This is a genomic window from Paraburkholderia bannensis (assembly GCF_014200455.1).
GTDB classification, from domain to species: Bacteria; Pseudomonadota; Gammaproteobacteria; order Burkholderiales; family Burkholderiaceae; genus Paraburkholderia; species Paraburkholderia bannensis_A.
Genome location: NZ_JACHBW010000018.1, coordinates 52241 through 68471, shown reverse-complemented (window position 1 = coordinate 68471; position 16231 = coordinate 52241). Strand labels below are relative to the sequence as shown.

14 protein-coding genes are annotated in these 16231 nt (G+C 66.8%); 11 read left to right on the top strand and 3 right to left on the bottom strand.

Annotated elements, in window-relative coordinates; all coding sequences use genetic code 11:
- The first annotated feature begins 1 nt into the window (after nt 1).
- The 4 genes from F4827_RS26690 to F4827_RS26675 all read left to right on the top strand — a co-directional run bounded on the left by F4827_RS26690 (nt 2) and on the right by F4827_RS26675 (nt 4838).
- Nucleotides 2-2245, top strand: coding sequence for a xanthine dehydrogenase family protein molybdopterin-binding subunit (locus F4827_RS26690; RefSeq protein WP_183729141.1), 2244 nt, complete (start codon nt 2-4; stop codon nt 2243-2245).
- 11 nt (nt 2246-2256) lie between these two features.
- Nucleotides 2257-3627 (top strand): cytochrome c, encoded by a 1371-nt coding sequence (locus tag F4827_RS26685; RefSeq protein ID WP_183729138.1) that lies wholly within the window; start codon nt 2257-2259, stop codon nt 3625-3627.
- Nucleotides 3624-4292 (top strand): DNA-3-methyladenine glycosylase, encoded by a 669-nt coding sequence (locus F4827_RS26680; RefSeq protein ID WP_183729135.1) that lies wholly within the window; start codon nt 3624-3626, stop codon nt 4290-4292. Before F4827_RS26685 ends, F4827_RS26680 begins: the two co-directional genes overlap by 4 nt.
- A gap of 195 nt (nt 4293-4487) precedes the next feature.
- Nucleotides 4488-4838 (top strand): DUF4148 domain-containing protein, encoded by a 351-nt coding sequence (locus tag F4827_RS26675; protein WP_183729132.1) that lies wholly within the window; start codon nt 4488-4490, stop codon nt 4836-4838.
- A gap of 279 nt (nt 4839-5117) precedes the next feature.
- On the opposite strand, the gene F4827_RS26670 is transcribed toward F4827_RS26675, so the two are convergent.
- Nucleotides 5118-5561, bottom strand: coding sequence for a CBS domain-containing protein (locus tag F4827_RS26670; RefSeq protein ID WP_183729129.1), 444 nt, complete (start codon nt 5559-5561; stop codon nt 5118-5120).
- A gap of 274 nt (nt 5562-5835) precedes the next feature.
- Between F4827_RS26670 and ribA the strand changes: the two genes are divergently transcribed.
- The 7 genes from ribA to F4827_RS26635 all read left to right on the top strand — a co-directional run bounded on the left by ribA (nt 5836) and on the right by F4827_RS26635 (nt 14226).
- Complete coding sequence (gene ribA, locus F4827_RS26665; protein ID WP_183729127.1) at nt 5836-6483, top strand: GTP cyclohydrolase II; 648 nt, start codon at nt 5836-5838, stop codon at nt 6481-6483.
- Nucleotides 6484-6586: 103 nt separating this feature from the next.
- Complete coding sequence (locus tag F4827_RS35885; RefSeq protein WP_183729124.1) at nt 6587-7507, top strand: SH3 domain-containing protein; 921 nt, start codon at nt 6587-6589, stop codon at nt 7505-7507.
- A 714-nt stretch (nt 7508-8221) separates the two neighbouring features.
- Nucleotides 8222-8647, top strand: a complete 426-nt coding sequence (locus F4827_RS26655; RefSeq protein ID WP_183729120.1) for a hypothetical protein — start codon at nt 8222-8224, stop codon at nt 8645-8647.
- A 287-nt stretch (nt 8648-8934) separates the two neighbouring features.
- Entirely contained in the window at nt 8935-9633 is a 699-nt protein-coding gene (locus tag F4827_RS26650) for a response regulator transcription factor (RefSeq protein WP_183729117.1), read from the top strand.
- Nucleotides 9630-11048 carry a FecR domain-containing protein gene (locus F4827_RS26645; protein ID WP_183729114.1) on the top strand — a complete coding sequence of 473 codons (1419 nt, stop codon included), beginning with the start codon at nt 9630-9632 and terminating at the stop codon, nt 11046-11048. The genes F4827_RS26650 and F4827_RS26645 overlap by 4 nt, the downstream gene beginning before the upstream one ends.
- A gap of 29 nt (nt 11049-11077) precedes the next feature.
- Entirely contained in the window at nt 11078-13516 is a 2439-nt protein-coding gene (locus F4827_RS26640; protein WP_183729111.1) for a CHASE2 domain-containing protein, read from the top strand.
- Between the two features lie 86 nt (nt 13517-13602).
- Entirely contained in the window at nt 13603-14226 is a 624-nt protein-coding gene (locus F4827_RS26635) for a DUF4136 domain-containing protein (protein ID WP_311735605.1), read from the top strand.
- A 35-nt stretch (nt 14227-14261) separates the two neighbouring features.
- On the opposite strand, the gene bluB is transcribed toward F4827_RS26635, so the two are convergent.
- Together bluB and F4827_RS26625 are read right to left on the bottom strand one after the other, a co-directional pair.
- A complete protein-coding gene (gene bluB / locus F4827_RS26630) occupies nt 14262-14915 on the bottom strand; it encodes a 5,6-dimethylbenzimidazole synthase (protein WP_183729108.1) in 654 nt (217 codons plus the stop codon).
- Complete coding sequence (locus tag F4827_RS26625; protein WP_260175431.1) at nt 14899-16227, bottom strand: cobyrinate a,c-diamide synthase; 1329 nt, start codon at nt 16225-16227, stop codon at nt 14899-14901. Before F4827_RS26625 ends, bluB begins: the two co-directional genes overlap by 17 nt.
- Between the last annotated feature and the right edge of the window lie 4 nt (nt 16228-16231).

Here is a 16231-nt window from a genome sequence, read left to right as displayed (position 1 = left end):
GATGTCACAAGGTCTTCTCGATGCGGGCAGGAGCGCAGAGCGCGCGGCGGCGTCGTCGGGCGTATCGCGGCGCTCGTTCCTCAAAATGAGCGCGGCGGCGGGCGGCGGTCTGCTGCTTGGCTTTAGTTTCGATGCGGGCGCGCAGGGCGACAGCGCCGCGCGCAAGTCGGTGGTGGGCGGCGACGGCAACGAAGCGCCGCAGGACGGCGTGTTCGAGCCGAACGCCTTCGTGCAGATCGATCGCACCGGCAAGGTCACGCTCATCATCCCCAAGGTGGAGATGGGGCAGGGCGTGTACACGTCGATTCCGATGCTGATCGCCGAGGAACTGGAAGTGCCGCTCGACAGCGTCACGCTCGATCACGCGCCGCCCGACGCGAAGCTGTTCACCGATCCCTTGCTCGGCGGCCAACTGACGGGCGGCTCCACCTCGATCCGCTATGCGTGGGAGCCGATGCGCCGCGCGGGCGCGACGGCGCGCGTGGCCTTGATCGCGGCCGCGGCGCAGCAATGGAGCGTGGATGCCGGCGAATGCCACGCGAAGAACGGCGAAGTGCTGCACGACGCCAGCGGGCGGCGCGCCTCGTACGGTCAACTGGTGGACGCGGCGGCGAAGCTGCCCGCGCCGCAGAACGTCACGCTCAAGAATCCCAAGGATTTCACCCTCATCGGCAAGCCGACCAAACGGCTCGATTCGCCGGAAAAAGTCGATGGTTCGGCGCTGTTTGGTCTGGACGTGCGCGTGCCCAATATGGTCTACGCGGCCATCGTCAATTGCCCGGTGTTCGGCGGCACGCTCGCGCGCGTGGACGACACGCACGCGAAGCAGATTCCCGGCGTCACGCAGATCGTCAAGATCGACAACGGCGTGGCCGTGATCGGCGCGCATACCTGGGCCGCGAAGCGCGGCGCGGCGGCGCTCGTGATCGAGTGGAACGAGGGCGCGACGGCGAACCTGTCGATGCGGCAGATCGTCGGCGATCTGGCCAACGCGGCGCAGCAGCAGCCCGGCGCGGTCGCGCGCAAGGACGGCGACGTGCAGCAGGCCTTCGGCGGCGCGAAAACGCGCGTCGATGCGGTCTATCAGCAACCCTTCCTCGCGCACGCGACGATGGAGCCGATCAACTGCACAGTGCATGTGCGCGCCGACGCCTGCGAGATCTGGGTCGGCACCCAGGTGCCCACGCGCGCCATCGATGCGGGCGTGGCGGTCACCGGCCTCAAGCCCGAGCAGATCGTGCTGCACAACCATCTGCTGGGCGGCGGCTTTGGGCGGCGTCTGGAAGTCGATGCGATCACCCAGGCGCTCAAGGTCGGCAAGCAGGTGAATGCGCCCGTGAAAGTGTTCTGGACGCGTGAGGAAGACATCCAGCACGACATGTACCGGCCGTTCTACTACGACCGCATCTCGGCCGGGCTCGACGCCAACGGCAAACCGGTGGCGTGGCAGCACCGCATCGTCGGCTCGTCGATCATGGCGCGTTTCGCGCCGCCCGCCTTCAAGAACGGCATCGACCCGGACGCGGTGGAAGTGGCCGCCGATCTGCCCTACGACCTGCCGAACCAGTTGATCGAATACGTGCGCCAGGAGCCGCATACGGTGCCCACGGCGTTCTGGCGCGGCGTCGGGCCGACGCGCGGCACCTTCGTGGTGGAGAGCTTTATCGACGAATGCGCCGCCGCGGCCAAGACCGATCCGGTGCAGTACCGGCGCAATCTGCTGGGCAAGTCGCCGCGCGCGCTGGGCGTGCTCGACGTCGCCACGCGCGCCGCCAACTGGGGGCCGCCGATGCCGAAAGGACAAGGGCGCGGCGTCTCGGTGATGCACGCGTTCGGCAGCTTCTTCGCGATGGTCGCCGACGTGAGCGTGACCAATGGCGAAGTGCGCGTGAACCGCGTGGTGGCGGCGGTCGATTGCGGCATGGTGGTGAATCCGACCACCATCGAGGCGCAGGTGCAGGGCGGCATCGTGTTCGGCATTTCGGCGGCGCTTTATAGCGAAATCACGATCGAGCGCGGGCGCGTGCAGCAGCGCAATTTCACCGACTATCGCATCCTGCGCATCGACGAAGCGCCGGTGATCGAAGTGCATATCGTGCCGAGCGGGGAAGCGCCGGGCGGGATCGGCGAGCCGGGCACGGCGGCGCTCGCCCCTGCGGTGACCAACGCGATCTATGCGGCCACGGGCCAGCGGCTGCGGCATCTGCCCGTGGGACGCCAGTTGATGAACACCCAATCCGCTTAAGGAGGTCGACGATGAAGCCATTCAACGCATCCTCCAGCGCGCGAGGATTTGCTACTAACTGTCTAGCGGCTTTAGCGCTCGCAAGCACGGTGGCGTTCGCGCCGGGTTCCGCTTTCGCCGCGGATTCCAATGCTGCTTCCAGCGCCGATGCCACCATGATCCGGCGCGGCGCGTACCTCGCCCAGGCGGGCGACTGCGCGGCCTGCCACACCGCGCCGGGCGGCAAACCCTTCGCGGGCGGCCTGCCGATGAGCACGCCGCTCGGCCATATCTACACCACCAACATCACGCCCGATGCGGATACGGGCATCGGCGGCTACACGCTCGACGATTTCACGCGCGCGATGCGCGAGGGCGTGGCGAAAGACGGCCACAACCTCTATCCCGCCATGCCGTATCCGTCCTACGCAAAAGTGCGCGACGACGACATAGCCGCGCTCTACGCCTACTTCATGCACGGCGTGCAGCCCATCAAGCAGGCCAATCGCGACAGCGATATCAAATGGCCGCTGAACATGCGCTGGCCGCTCAAGCTCTGGAACCTCGTGTTCCTGAAGAAGGGCGTGTATCAGGACAAGCCGGGCAAGGATGAAGCGTGGAATCGCGGAGCGTATCTGGTGCAGGGCCTGGGACACTGCGGCTCGTGCCATACGCCGCGCGGCATCGGCTTCAACGAGCAGGCGCTCGACGAAAGCGGCAGCGAATTCCTGAGCGGCGCGCTGCTCGACAACTGGTTCGCCTCGAACCTCACGAGCGAGCACAACACCGGTCTTGGGCGCTGGACTCAGGCCGATCTCGCGCAGTTCCTCAAGACGGGCGCGAACCAGCATGCGTCGGCGTTCGGCGCGATGACGAGCGTGATCAACAACAGCACGCAGGCGATGAACGACGCCGATGTCAACGCGATCGCGGGCTACCTGAAATCGCTGCCGCCGGCGGGCGGCGACGGCGACCCGGCCTACGCCTACGAGCCGCAGGCCACCAGGGTGTCGCTCTCGCGGCCCGCGAACGATGCAGGCGCGCGCGTCTACACGGCGTATTGCATGCACTGTCACGGCGTCGACGGACGTGGCTTCGCGCCCATGTTCGCGCCGCTAGCGGGCAATCCGAACGTGCTGGAAAAGCAGGCCGCGTCGCTCATCAACGTCACGCTCAACGGTACGGGCGACCTCGTGATCCAGGGCATCCCCGCGCCGTATCCCATGCCGCCGTATCGCGATCAGCTCAACGACCAGCAGATCGCCGATGTGCTGAGTTTTATCCGCGCGGGCTGGAATAACCGGGCGGGGGCGGTGGGTGCGGGCGATGTCGCGAAGCTGCGGGCGGCGACGCAGCCGGAGTCACAAGCCGGGTCCCAGCCCGATTCGCAGGCCGCGCAATGAAGCGAGCGGCGGCGGCCGGTGCGTTGGAGACGGCCGCCGCCGCGCCTTCGATCTTGCCCTTGCCGATCGTGCCGCTGCGGCGCGACGATCTGCCGGTGGAGACCGCCGCGCTCGCGCGCTTCATGGTCGGCAAGTACCTGGTTCATGAGCTGGCCGAAGGGCGTCTGGTCGGTCGCCTCGTCGAAATCGAAGGCTATCCGCCCGGCGATTCCACGGGCCACGCGTTTATAGGACCGCGCGCATGGAATGCCTCGCTTTTCCGCGCGCGCGGGCATGCCTATGTGCGGCTCACCTATGGCGTCTCGTACATGCTCAACATGTCGAGCGAACTGGAGGGCGTCGGAGCGGGCGTGTTGTTCCGCGCTGTGGAGCCGCTCGAAGGCGTGGAGTGGATGGCGGCGCGCAGGCCGCTCGCGCCTCTGCGCGATCTCACGCGCGGGCCAGGCAAGTTGACGCAGGCGTGGGGTATCGGCGCAAGTTTGGACGGCGTCGATCTTTGCGCGGGGGTTGGCTTATGGATCGGGCAGATGGCGGACGACGCGCAACCCAGGGTGGGGGTGACCACGCGCATCGGGCTCTCGCGCGAACAGGAGCGGCCGCTGCGGTTCTACGAGATTGGCAATCCTTACGTCAGCGGTCCGCGCAAGCTGCTTGCAAACGTCTAAAAAACGGGTTCGATCGCATTTTTACGGCGACTTTTTGCGGCTTCCGCATTGTTGCTGTTTGCGGAACTGTATTTTGAAGAAATAAGTATTTTCCCTGATCGCTTCGCTTCCTAGACTACATGCACTGGCCCGACGTTTCGCGCATATCACGTGCGGCGGCGAGGCCCGGCACAACAAGCGATGGAGGTAAATACCATGAAGACCCGTACCCTGATTCAGGCCGCAATCGTCGCGGCACTCGTGGCCGCGCCGGCTTTGTCGTTCGCACAGTCCGTTGACCAGAACAACGCTCCCAAGACCCGCGCCGAAGTGCGCGCCGAACTGGTTCAGATCGAACAGGCTGGCTACAACCCGGCCATCGCCGATGACGCGAGCTATCCGCGTGACATCCAGGCAGCAGAAGCGCGCGTTTCGCGGCAACAGGGCATCGCGCAGACCCAGCCGGGCGCTGACACCGGCTACGGTGGCGCAACCATGGGCACGTCGCAATCGGGTGCCCAGCCAGCGCAGATCGCGCCGTCGCAACGCGTTTATTTCGGCAACTAAGCCTCAACCGGCAGCCAGCTGATCCCCTGGTCGCGGCGCGATAAAACACGCGGCCTGCGTTGCGCAGGCCGCGTCAGATACGTCTCATGGATCGCCTGTCACGCCGCAATTCACACTTTCGCGCGAATTTTCATGCGTGGAACCTCCGCCGCCGCAAGGTGGCTTGGCCCAACCCGCCCCCGGATTGGGCTTTTTTCGCAGTGTCTTGCGCACGATTCATTGGCATGAACCTGTGCGCCCAAGCGTGTAAATCCGCGTTACGGCGACTTCAGGTCGGCGTCAGGTGCCAGGGCCGCCGGTGATGTAATGCTCCAGCTGCGAAATGGTGAACTGCTGTTCGGCGATGATTTCCTTCACGAGGTCGCCGATCGACACCATGCCGATGAGCTTGCCGTTTTCCATGACCGGCAGGTGGCGCATGCGCCGCTCGGTCATCAGCGCCATACAGTCGTAGGTGGTCTGATCAAGCTGCACGAAGCGTACGTGCGGGGTCATGATGTCGCGCACGGCGGTCGTTTTCGACGAGCGGTCCATCAGCACGATCTTGCGCGCGTAGTCGCGCTCGGTGACGATGCCGACGATCGCGTCGCCGTCGACCACGACCAAGGCGCCGATATGCTTGTCTGCCATCAGGCGGATGGCGTCATAGACGGAATCGTTGGCGCCGATCGTATGGACAACCTGTTCCGGCTTGGATTTAAGTACCTGTGCAACGCTCGTCATAGGGCGACTCCAGTTCGTCCTTCGTGTCGTTCGATTGGGGGCTGTCTCAGAAAGCCGTGAAAGCCATTGAAGTATAGGCGGATGGCTGCTCGCGCGGCGTCGGGGTATGCGCGGGGTTGGCCTGCGCGCGGCGGTATGCGGGCATGCCTGAACCTTCCGCCGGCCCATCCACCGCAGAGGCGCGCGGGGCGGCGCGAGCCAAATGGCGGTACACTCCGATTCCTAACTTCAACCCGGCCCCAGGCCGGTTTTTGCCAGTCATCTGTTCCAGATCATGCCTACGCTTCAAGAGCCGTCCTGCGCTGACGGCGACAACGCCAACGAATGCGTCGTGCTTGACGCGAGCGCCACGCTGCCGACCCGTTACGGCACCTTCGAGTCTTACGTCTATCGTGTGAAAGACGGCGGCGCCGAACACTGCGCGCTCGTGATGGGCGACGTGGGAAGCGGCGAGCCCGTGCTGGCGCGCCTGCATTCCGAATGTCTGACCGGCGATGTATTCGGTTCCTACCGCTGCGACTGCGGCGAACAGCTCGATCTCGCGTTGCGCTACATCGCCGCCGAAGGCCGTGGCGTGCTGCTCTATCTGCGCGGCCACGAAGGCCGCGGCATTGGCCTGTCAAACAAGATCCGCGCGTATCAGCTGCAGCAGCAGGGCCGCGATACGGTCGAGGCGAACCGCGATCTCGGTTTGCCCGACGACGCGCGCGAATACGATTCGGCGGCCGCTATCCTGCGCCTGCTCAAGGTCGGTTCGGTGCGCCTGATGAGCAACAATCCGAAGAAGTTCGACACGCTTTCGAAGCACGGTATTCCGGTCATCGAACGGGTTGCGCTGGCGATCCCGATGCGCGAAGAGAACGAGCACTACATCCGCACGAAGCAGGTCAAATTTGGCCATTACTTCGAAGAAAACGAATAAACGCGATTCATCGCGATGAACTCGCGAGCGGCGAGCTGTCGCCCTCGCGAGGAACGGAATATGCTGACACCCCCGGCATGAACGCACAAAAAAAGGGGAGAGCATGACTCACCGTTACACGCCGCCACCGCGCCGTCCCAAGGCGCCATTCGCGGTTCCACTTGCGGCTCTCTGCCTGACAGCGGGACTTGCGTTGACGGCAACCGGCGCCAACGCACAATCCGAGGCTTACACCAGCGAACCCGTCGATCTCTACGCGGGACCGTCGGGCGATTATCCCGTCGTGACCGAACTCGGGCCTAACGTGCCCGTTACCGTGATGGGCTGCGTCAGTGACTACTCATGGTGCGACGTGGCCATGCCTGGCATGCGCGGCTGGGTCTACGCAGGCTATCTGACCTATCCCTATCAGGGCGGCTATGTGCCGCTGACCAACTACGGCGCGACGATCGGCTTGCCGATCGTGACGTTCTCCATCGGCGCGTACTGGGGCAGTTTCTACCGCGACCGTCCGTGGTATGGCCAGCGCGATCACTGGGCGCACGTGCCGCCTCCTGGTTATGGCGGCCATCAGCCCGGTCCGCCGCCGCCCGCGCATGGCGGTCCGCTGGGTGGTTCTGGCCGCCCGCCGGGCCCACAAGGTGGACGCCCGCCTGGGCCGCAGGTCAATGGTGCGCCGCCGCCGGGAGCAGGCCGTCCGCCCGCACCGGGCAACGGTGAGCCTCCTCAAGGCGGTCGTCCGCCGATGAACGGCGGCGAGCGCGCCGAAGCGCCGCGTCCGCCCGGAAACGCTGGCGGGCCGCCGCCGGGAGCCGTCAATCAGCCTCATGCGCCGATGCCGCAGCCGAATAATGCGCCGCGCCCTGCCGCGCCGCCGCAGATGCAGGGCGGGGGCCGTCCGGCGGGACCGGGCGGGCCGCCCGCGGAGCATGGCCGCGAGGGTCCGCCTCAAGGTGGCGCAGGCCATGCTCCCGGCCAGGGCGGCGCAGGCGGCGGGCACGACGATCGGCATCAGCCGAACTGATTTCCCGCGCTATCCAGCAATTTGTGAAGGGCGCTCTGACAGAGCGCCCTTTTTTATCTCAATCAAGATAAATCGTGTGCTGCGCCCACCTGGTCGATCTCTGGTTGATAAGGATTCCGATTTGTTTTCGATTCCGTCGTCGCCTTGGCCCATTCCCTACAGCTCATCTGAATTTCGTCTGAGGGATTTAACAATCCCTGACAGTAGGTTCGCGCGCAATTGGCGACAATAACCCAGCGCGAGTTCAGAAACGTCTGAGTCGCAGAATGTGCCGGGCATCTCGTGCCTGGCGCACAACGTATATCGGCTACGGGGGCTGGCGCGGTCGGGACACGGCGGCGCGCCGGTGGCGAGGCAGTCAGAGCGGGTTCGAGCCCGCCGTATAACGCTGGATAACAGCGCCTGGCAGTAGGAGTGGCGATGGCGTGAGGAACGCCAGGTTTCAGATCGGTTGCAGTCCGCAGGCCGGGCATCGGGCGGTGATGCCAGTTTGCACGCGACGCGCCGTGAGGGCGGTGTCTGCGCCGGTGGCCCGAGTCCGGGGGGAAGGGCCGCCGGAGACCACGCAGCGCGCAATCCGTGCTGTCGCCACTCGTTTTTCATTTATCGGTCCGTCTACCTGAGTCTGCGCGCTGGTCTTCCTGGACGAAGCCACCGGTGCGGCGACGCTGTCGCCCAAGATTGGCCGGACTGATCCGCAACACGAGGCTTGTCATGTTTTTCCGTACCGGCAGCATCCGTTTTCCTCCCGGTTCGCGCCTGAGCGGCGCGAGCCGCAGCCGCGATCTTGCGCGGATCGAACTCGATCTCGCCCGCGACCGGCACGCGCGTGCCGCCATGGAAGCCTATGCGGATTCCTGCGAAGCCGAATTGCCGTGGCTGAGCGAAGTCTTGCGCAAGTCGCGCTTTGGACGCCCGGAGAAGCTGACGAACTGTTCCTCGACAGTGCTGCGCGCATTTGTGCTTGCGCAGTCGCGCGCGGCCATTCAGGCCGACTACGCGCATGCCGCCTGGGAACACGTACGCGTGCAACTGGCCGCCGTGCTCGCGGGACTGCCTCGGGCGGGCACGGACGAGACGCTCGATGGCACGCACGGCGGTGAGGATCACGCCGACGCAATGCGGACCGAGCCTCGGTGAGCGCAGGAATTGTGTACGAATAGCGCAAGGATAGCGCAGGAATAGCGCCGCAAGGCCCATGCGGGCCGGCTTTGGGCGGATTTCGACTACCATGAGCGAAATCCAGGTCCCGATCTCGATGGGCTGTCGGTTCCGCTGCGGCACTCCCATTTGTTTCAAGACGCAGCGAGAGTAGCGGATTGGGCGCGCGGCAGGGGCTGCGCGGCAAGAGATTGGGTATGGAGTCCGGCCGGCAGTCGCGTCGGCCTGACCCGAGAAGATGAATAACGAACTGGGTGCAGGGCACTATGAGAATCGCAGTACTCGATGACGATCCGGCGCAAACCGATTTCGTCTGTCAAACGCTGGTGGCCGCGGGCCATGTCTGTCATGCGTTCGCCAAGGGCGGCGATCTCGTCAAGCAGCTCAGGCGGCAGACGTTCGATCTGCTCGTGCTCGACTGGAACGTTCCCGACATGGCCGGCGACGAAGTCCTGCACTGGGTCCGCCAGAGCCTGTCCACACGCCTGCCGGTGCTGTTCATGACGAGCCGCAGCCGTGAAGTCGATATCGCGCTGATGCTCAACAGCGGCGCCGACGACTACGTGGTCAAGCCGGTCTCGGCGCCCGTGCTGCTGGCCCGCGTCGGCTCGCTGCTGCGCCGCGCCTATCAGTTGCACGCACCCGCGCAGAAGGAAGTGTTCGGCGAGTACGAATTCGACCTGAAGTCGCGCCAGGCGTCGGTGGGCGGCAAGCCGGTCGCGCTCACGCAGAAGGAATTCGAGCTCGCGCTGCTCCTGTTCCAGCACCTGAGCCGCCCGCTGTCGCGCGCGCACATCCTCGACGTGATCTGGAAACAATCCGACGATATCCCCTCGCGAACCATGGACACGCACGTCTCGATGCTGCGCTCCAAGCTCGGGCTGCGCCCTGAAAACGGCTATCGCCTTACGCCGATCTACGGCTACGGCTACCGTCTCGAACGCATCGAAGGGGACGCGGCTTGAGCGGCGCGCGTTCGACACGCGCGGCGGCACTCGGCACCCCCCGCACCCCCGGGACGCTCTCGCGCTCCTTGATCGCCTGCGTGCTGGCGCTCGGCCCGCTGCCCGCCGCCCACGCTCACCAAACGGCCGAAACCACGATCTACGTCGCGCGTTCCGGCGATTCGCTCTACGACATCGCCCAGCGCTATTTGCGCGATCCCGCTGACTGGACCCAGCTCGCGCGTCTGAATCGCGTGAGCGCGCCGCGCCGCCTGAAGCCGGGCACCGCGCTGCGCGTGCCGGTCGCGCTGCTGCGCCAGGATGGTCTGAGCGCGCAGGTGATCGCCACGTCGGGGCCTGCGAGCCACACCTTTGGCGGCGGCCCCCAGTTGCCGCTGATCATCGGCGCGAAGCTGGTGGAAGGTGAACACGTGCAGACCGGCGACAACGGTTTCGCCACGCTCGAACTGGCCGACGGCTCGCATCTGGTGATCCCGCCGCGCACCGCGCTCGATCTCGCCACGCTGCGCCAGACAGCGCTCACGGGCGCAACCGACCGCATCGTCAATCTGCAGCACGGCGAGGTGAACACCGAAGTCACGCACGCCACGAAGAAGGACGACCGCTTCCAGATCCGTTCGCCTTCGGTGGTCGCGGGCGTGCGCGGCACCAGCTTTCGCGTGAACTACGACGGCGACAAGGGCTCGACGGCGGTCGAAGTGCTCGAAGGCGCCGTGGGCGTGGACGCCGCGCCGCAAGGCCAGGCGGCGACGGTCGCGCCCGCGCCCGGCACGCCGCTGGCCGCCTCGACGCAACTGGTTGCGGCCCGTCACGGCAGCCTGACGCTCGCGGGCCGCGCGGTGGGCGGCGCGGTGCCGCTGCTCGACGCGCCCGAGCTGCGCAATCCCTCGAAGATCCAGGACGACGCCGTGGTCGCCTTCGATCTCGCACCGATCACGCTTGCGCACGGCTATCGTGTGCAGGTCGGGCGGGACGCGGGCCTGCTGGACATGATCCGGGACCTGCGCACCGATTCGCCTCACATCGACGTCGGCTCGCTCGACGACGGCACGTACTTCGTGCGCCTGTCGGCCATCGACGAAAGCGGCCTCGTAGGCATGCCGTCGACCTACGCGTTCGAGCGACGCCGCGTCTCGCTGAACGCGACGGCGGGGCGCGTCGACGGTTCGCGCGACTACGCTTTCCGCTGGTTTGTCGACCGCGGCGCGGGCGACACGCGCTTTCGCTTCGTGCTGGCGGCGTCGCCGGATCTGCGCACGCCGCTCGTCGACCGCACTGACATCAAGGATGGCGAGGCCGTCGTGCGCGATCTGCCCAAGGGCGTCTACTACTGGAGCGTGATCGCCGAGCAGTTCGAGGCAGGCCGCTACTACCAGAAGGCCAGCCCGGTCCAGTCGTTCCGGCTCGACTGGTGAGGCGTGCGCGCATGAGCGCAGGCGCGCGCATGAATGTTCGGCCGGCCCGGCCCGGTCGTCCCGGTCGTCCGGTAGGCCGGCGCTTTCTGTTTGAATGGCTGGGCGTGGCGTGCGCGGGCGTCGCCATCGTTTTGCTCAGCGTGCTCACGCACTGGACACTCAGCGCCGATTCGCTGGTCTATGACCGCTTCCTCGCGGCGCGCGAGCGGCCGGTCTCGCCCGATATCGTCGTCGTGGAGATCGACAATGCCAGCGTCGCCGCGCTGGGGCGCTGGCCCTGGCCACGCAGCGTGCACGCACGGCTTGTCGATCAACTGGCGAAGGCGGGCGCGGCAGCCGTCGTCTACGACGTGCTCTTCACCGAACCTTCGCCCGAAGACGCGCGCTTTGGTGCCGCGCTGCGTCAGCGTCCCGCGTTTCTGCCCGTGCTGCTCGCTCCCGCCGACCAAGCCACCGATGGCCGCCGCCAGGCAGTGAAGCCGGTTGCGCCGCTCGCGGATGCCGCCGCGGGCCTCGGCCATATCAACCTGGAAGTCGATGGCGACGGCATCGTGCGCAGCGTCGCGCTGTTCGAAGGCGACGCGCAGCAACGCTGGCCGCAACTGATGGAGCCGCTCTGGCGCGCCGCGCGCGACGGCAAGATCGCGCTGGCCGCCACCTCTTACCCGCCAACCCATGCGCTCACGCGCGCGGACGCCAGGGTCATGCGCGCGGGCGAAGACGGCAGCGAAGCGCGTTTTCTCCTGCCGTTCAGCCAGACCACGCAGTCGTATCGCAAAATCTCGTTCGCACAGGCGCTCGAAGGCCGCGTGCCGCCCGATCTGTTGCGCGGCCGTGTGGCGCTGGTGGGCGTGACCGCCTCGGGCCTTTACGACCGCTTTGCCACGCCGCTTTCGGGCACGCTCGGGCCGATGCCGGGCGTCGATATCCACGCGCTGGTGCTCGATACGCTGCTCACCGGCTCGGCGATCGAACCGGCTTCGCGCATGGCGGTCGTGCTGGCCTCGCTGCTGCCGCTCGCGCTGCTGCTGGCGGGTTTTCTGGTGCTTTCGCCGCTGCGCACGCTGTTGCTGCTGCCGTTCCTCGCGCTCGTCACGCTCGCGGCCAGCGCCGCGCTGCTCTATTTCGCGCGCCTGTGGCTCGCGCCGGTCCCCGCGCTGCTGGCGCTGGCGCTGGTTTATCCGCTCTGGGGCTGGCGGCGTCTTGAAATGACGATGGCGTATCTGCGCAAAGAGCTCAAGCAACTCGCCGACGAACCCTATCTGCTGCCCGAAGCGCCCGCGCCCGCGCGCGAGTTTGGCGGCGATGCGCTGGCCCAGCAGATGGCGTTGATGGCGCAGGCCGCGCAGCGCCTGCAGGACATGCGGCGTTTCGTGTGGGACAGCCTCGATTCCGTGCCCGAGCCGCTGCTCGTGGCCGATCTGCAGGGCGTCGTGCTGATCGCCAATCACGCGGCCCGCGCGTATTTCGCCCGCCTTGACGTCGATGTCGCCGAGGGGCGGCAGATGAAGGACGTGTTCGGCGATCTTGCACTCGTCAAGCCGATCGACCCGAATCCGGACACGCTGGCCTTTGCTCACGCGCACTGGCCCGCGCCGCTCGATCCGGCGCTGGGCGACTACGCGCAATTGATGGAGCGCGGCGTCGAAGTGCGTGCGCGCGACGGCAGCGATTACCTGCTGCGCTACGCGAGCTGCACCAACGCGCAGGGGCAGGGCGTGGGCTGGATCGCGGGTCTTGTCGACGTCACGGCGCTGCACGACGCCGAGCGCCAGCGCGAGGACGCGCTGCGGCTGTTGTCGCACGACATGCGCTCGCCGCAGGCTTCGATCGTCGCGCTGGTCGAGACCGAGCGCGAGCGCGGCACGCTGGAGGCCGCACCGGTGCGCGAAGTGATGGACCGCATCGAGCGCTATGCGCGCCGCTCGCTCACGCTCGCCGACGACTTCGTGCAACTTGCGCGCGCCGAATCGCAGGTCTACGCGCTGGAGCCCACCAGCCTCACCGAACTCGCCATCGACGCCAGCGACGAAGTCTGGCCGCAGGCCAGCGCCAGGCACATCCAGGTCGAGACCGCCTTCGACGGCGAGCAGATGGGCTGGATCAACGCCGATCGCTCGCTGATGACTCGCGCACTCGTCAACCTTCTTAACAATGCGGTGAAATACAGCCCGCCAAATACAAGAATTATCTGTAGTATCGCTGTCGTGGAGGGTTCAGCCCCGCGCGTGATCTGCTCGATCCGCGATCAGGGCTACGGCATTCCGCTTGAGGATCAGGCGAAGCTGTTCGAGCCGTTCCGACGTTTTCACGAAGGGCAGCGTCCCGAAGTGAGCGGCGCGGGGCTCGGCATGGCGTTCGTGAAGACGGTGGTCACGCGCCACGGCGGCGAAATCCACGTCGAGAGCATGCCGGACCAGGGCACGACGGTGACGATGTCGCTGCCCGCGCTGGAAGCACCGGAATGAGGGCCGCGCGGTCCTCGTCTCCACGTGCCGCCTGACTCCCCGAGCGATGCCGGAACCCGCTGGCAAAGATTCCGATGGAGTACCCAGTGAAGTTCCTGATGACGATCTGCACCGTGTCGATGGCGGGGGCGCTGGCCGGTTGCGCCGGCGTGAGCGCCGATGTGCAGGCAAGCGGCGGTTTGCCCTCGATGGGCGCGGCAAGCCCATCCGCCGCGGCATCCGCCTACCGTTTCGCACGCACTCCCGCACAGGCCGACGCAGGCGACAACCTGCCTTATGAGGCGCTGCTGCGCGAGGGCCTCGCACAGCGAGGCTTCCAGCAAGGCGCCGACGCCGCGCGCTACCTCGTCTCCGCCGCGTGGGCTTCGCGGCCCGCCGATGTCACGGTCGCCACCGGCGATTGCGCGGGCGGCTGCGCGCCGGCTGAAGAAGGGCCGTCGCTGCCCTGGTTCGGCCATCGATACGTCCATACGCTTACGCTGCGCTTTTTCACGCTGCCCGATGGCCACGAAGCCTACAAGGTCAGCACCGAAAAGCGCGACCGCAACCCCGATGCGCACCAGGCCTTGCCGTATCTCGTCGCCAGCGCGCTGGCAAAGATGCCCTATGCGGGCGCGCCGCAATGGCGCGTGAAGATGAAGGAGGCGACCCCGGCTGGCGCGATGCCCGAGGTGACTTCGGTCACGCCGCTCACCCCGGTCACGCCATAAGCGACATAAGCGCCCACCGCTCGATAGACAGCGCGTCAGCCTTGCGGCGACGCCGGCCAGCGGTTCTCATAGACGCACTCGCCCAGATCCTTGCGTTCGGCCCAATGCTCCATTTCGAGCATTGGCTTCGGATAGAACGCCTCCACATGGCCGACGCACAGGATCGCCACCGGCCTGGCGCCGGGCGGCATGCCCAGCAGCGCGTGCACTTCGTCGACATCGAAGATCGACACCCAGCCCATGCCCAGGCCTTCGGCGCGGGCCGCGAGCCACATGTTCTGGATCGCGCACGCAACCGACGCCAGATCCATTTCCGGCAGCGTGCGGCGGCCGAAGACATGCGCCTCGCGGCGGTCCATCAGCGCGACGACCAGCAGTTCGCCGCATTCACGCATGCCTTCCACCTTGAGCTTCATGAACTCGTCTCGGCGCTTGCCTAGCGCATCGGCGGTGGCGAGGCGTTCGCGCTCGACGGCTTGCTGAAGCTGCTCGCGCACGGCGGCCTCGGTGATGCGCACGATGCGCCAGGGCTGCATGAAGCCCACGCTCGGCGCGTGATGCGCGGCGTCGAGCAGGCGCGCGAGCACCGCCGGATCGACCGGGCCGGGCGAGAAATGGCGCATGTCGCGCCGTTCGTAGATCGCGCGGTAAACCGCCGCGCGTTCGGCTTCGTCAAAGGGTTGTGCCATGGAACAGGGCGGCCGCGAAGGCCGGATTGGAAGGCCAGTAGGCGTGCATATAGGTCGCGGTGATTGAACCGTGGCGATAGAGCGCTTCGCCGTCCGCGCCGCTCTGCGCGTGGCGTGAGCGCAATGTGGGCGCGAGCGGCGTGCTCACGCGCGAATAGTGGAACGTGTGGCCCGTAAGTGTGCCGTGCGCCCCGTCCAGACGTTGCATGCCGAGCGCCGCGAAGCGCTTTTGCATCGCGGCCACGCCCGGCAACAGGCCGAGCAGCGGCGTGCTTACGCCGTCGACGGTGGTGAGCGCGTCGAGCAGATACAGCATGCCGCCGCATTCGGCCACGAGCGGCTTGTTGGCATCGACATGCGCTTTGAGCGACGCGGCGCTGCGCGCATTCGCGGCCAGCGCGGCGGCGTGCAGTTCGGGATAGCCGCCGGGTAGATAAACGGCGCTGGCGTCTGCGGGCGCGGCGTGATCGGCGAGCGGCGAGAAAAAGCTCACACGCGCGCCGAGCGTTTCCAGCAACGCCAGGTTCGCAGGATAGATAAACGAGAACGCAGCATCGCGCGCAACCGCAATGTGCTGGCCATCGAGCAGGCGCGGCAATGCGGCTTGCGTTTGCGGCGCGTCGAACGTCACGGCGGGCGGCAGTTCGGCCAGCGCGGTGTGCGCGAGCGCGTCGGCGGCGCGATCGATGCGCGCATCGAGATCGGCGATTTCGCTGGCCTGATGCAGGCCCAGATGGCGATCGGGCAGCAAGAACTGCGCGTCGCTCGCGACGTGGCCGAGCCAGCGGATATCCGCCGGCAATCCTTCCTGCAACATCTGCGCATGACGCGCGGAACCGACGCGATTGGCCAGCACGCCATGAAACGGCACATCGGCGCGATAACGCGCGAGGCCGAACGCCAGCGCGCCGAAAGTCTGCGCCATCGAGTTCGCGCCGATCACCGCCGCCACCGGCACGCCGAATTTCGCGGCCAGGTCGGCGCTGCTGGGCGTGCCGTCGTAGAGGCCCATCACGCCTTCGATCAGGATCAGATCGGCTTCACGCGCGGCTTGCGCGAGCAGCGCGCGGCAGTCCGCTTCGCCCACCATCCAGAGGTCGAGCGACATCACGGGCGCGCCGCTCGCGCGCGCGAGAATCATCGGATCGAGAAAATCCGGGCCGGTCTTGAACACGCGCACGCGCCGCCCCTGGCGGCGGTGCAGGCGCGCGAGCCCGGCGGTGAGCGTGGTCTTGCCTTGGCCCGAGGCGGGCGCGCTGATGAAAAGCGCCGGACACGCGACCTTCGCGGACATCGAGCTGATTGCGCTCATTGCG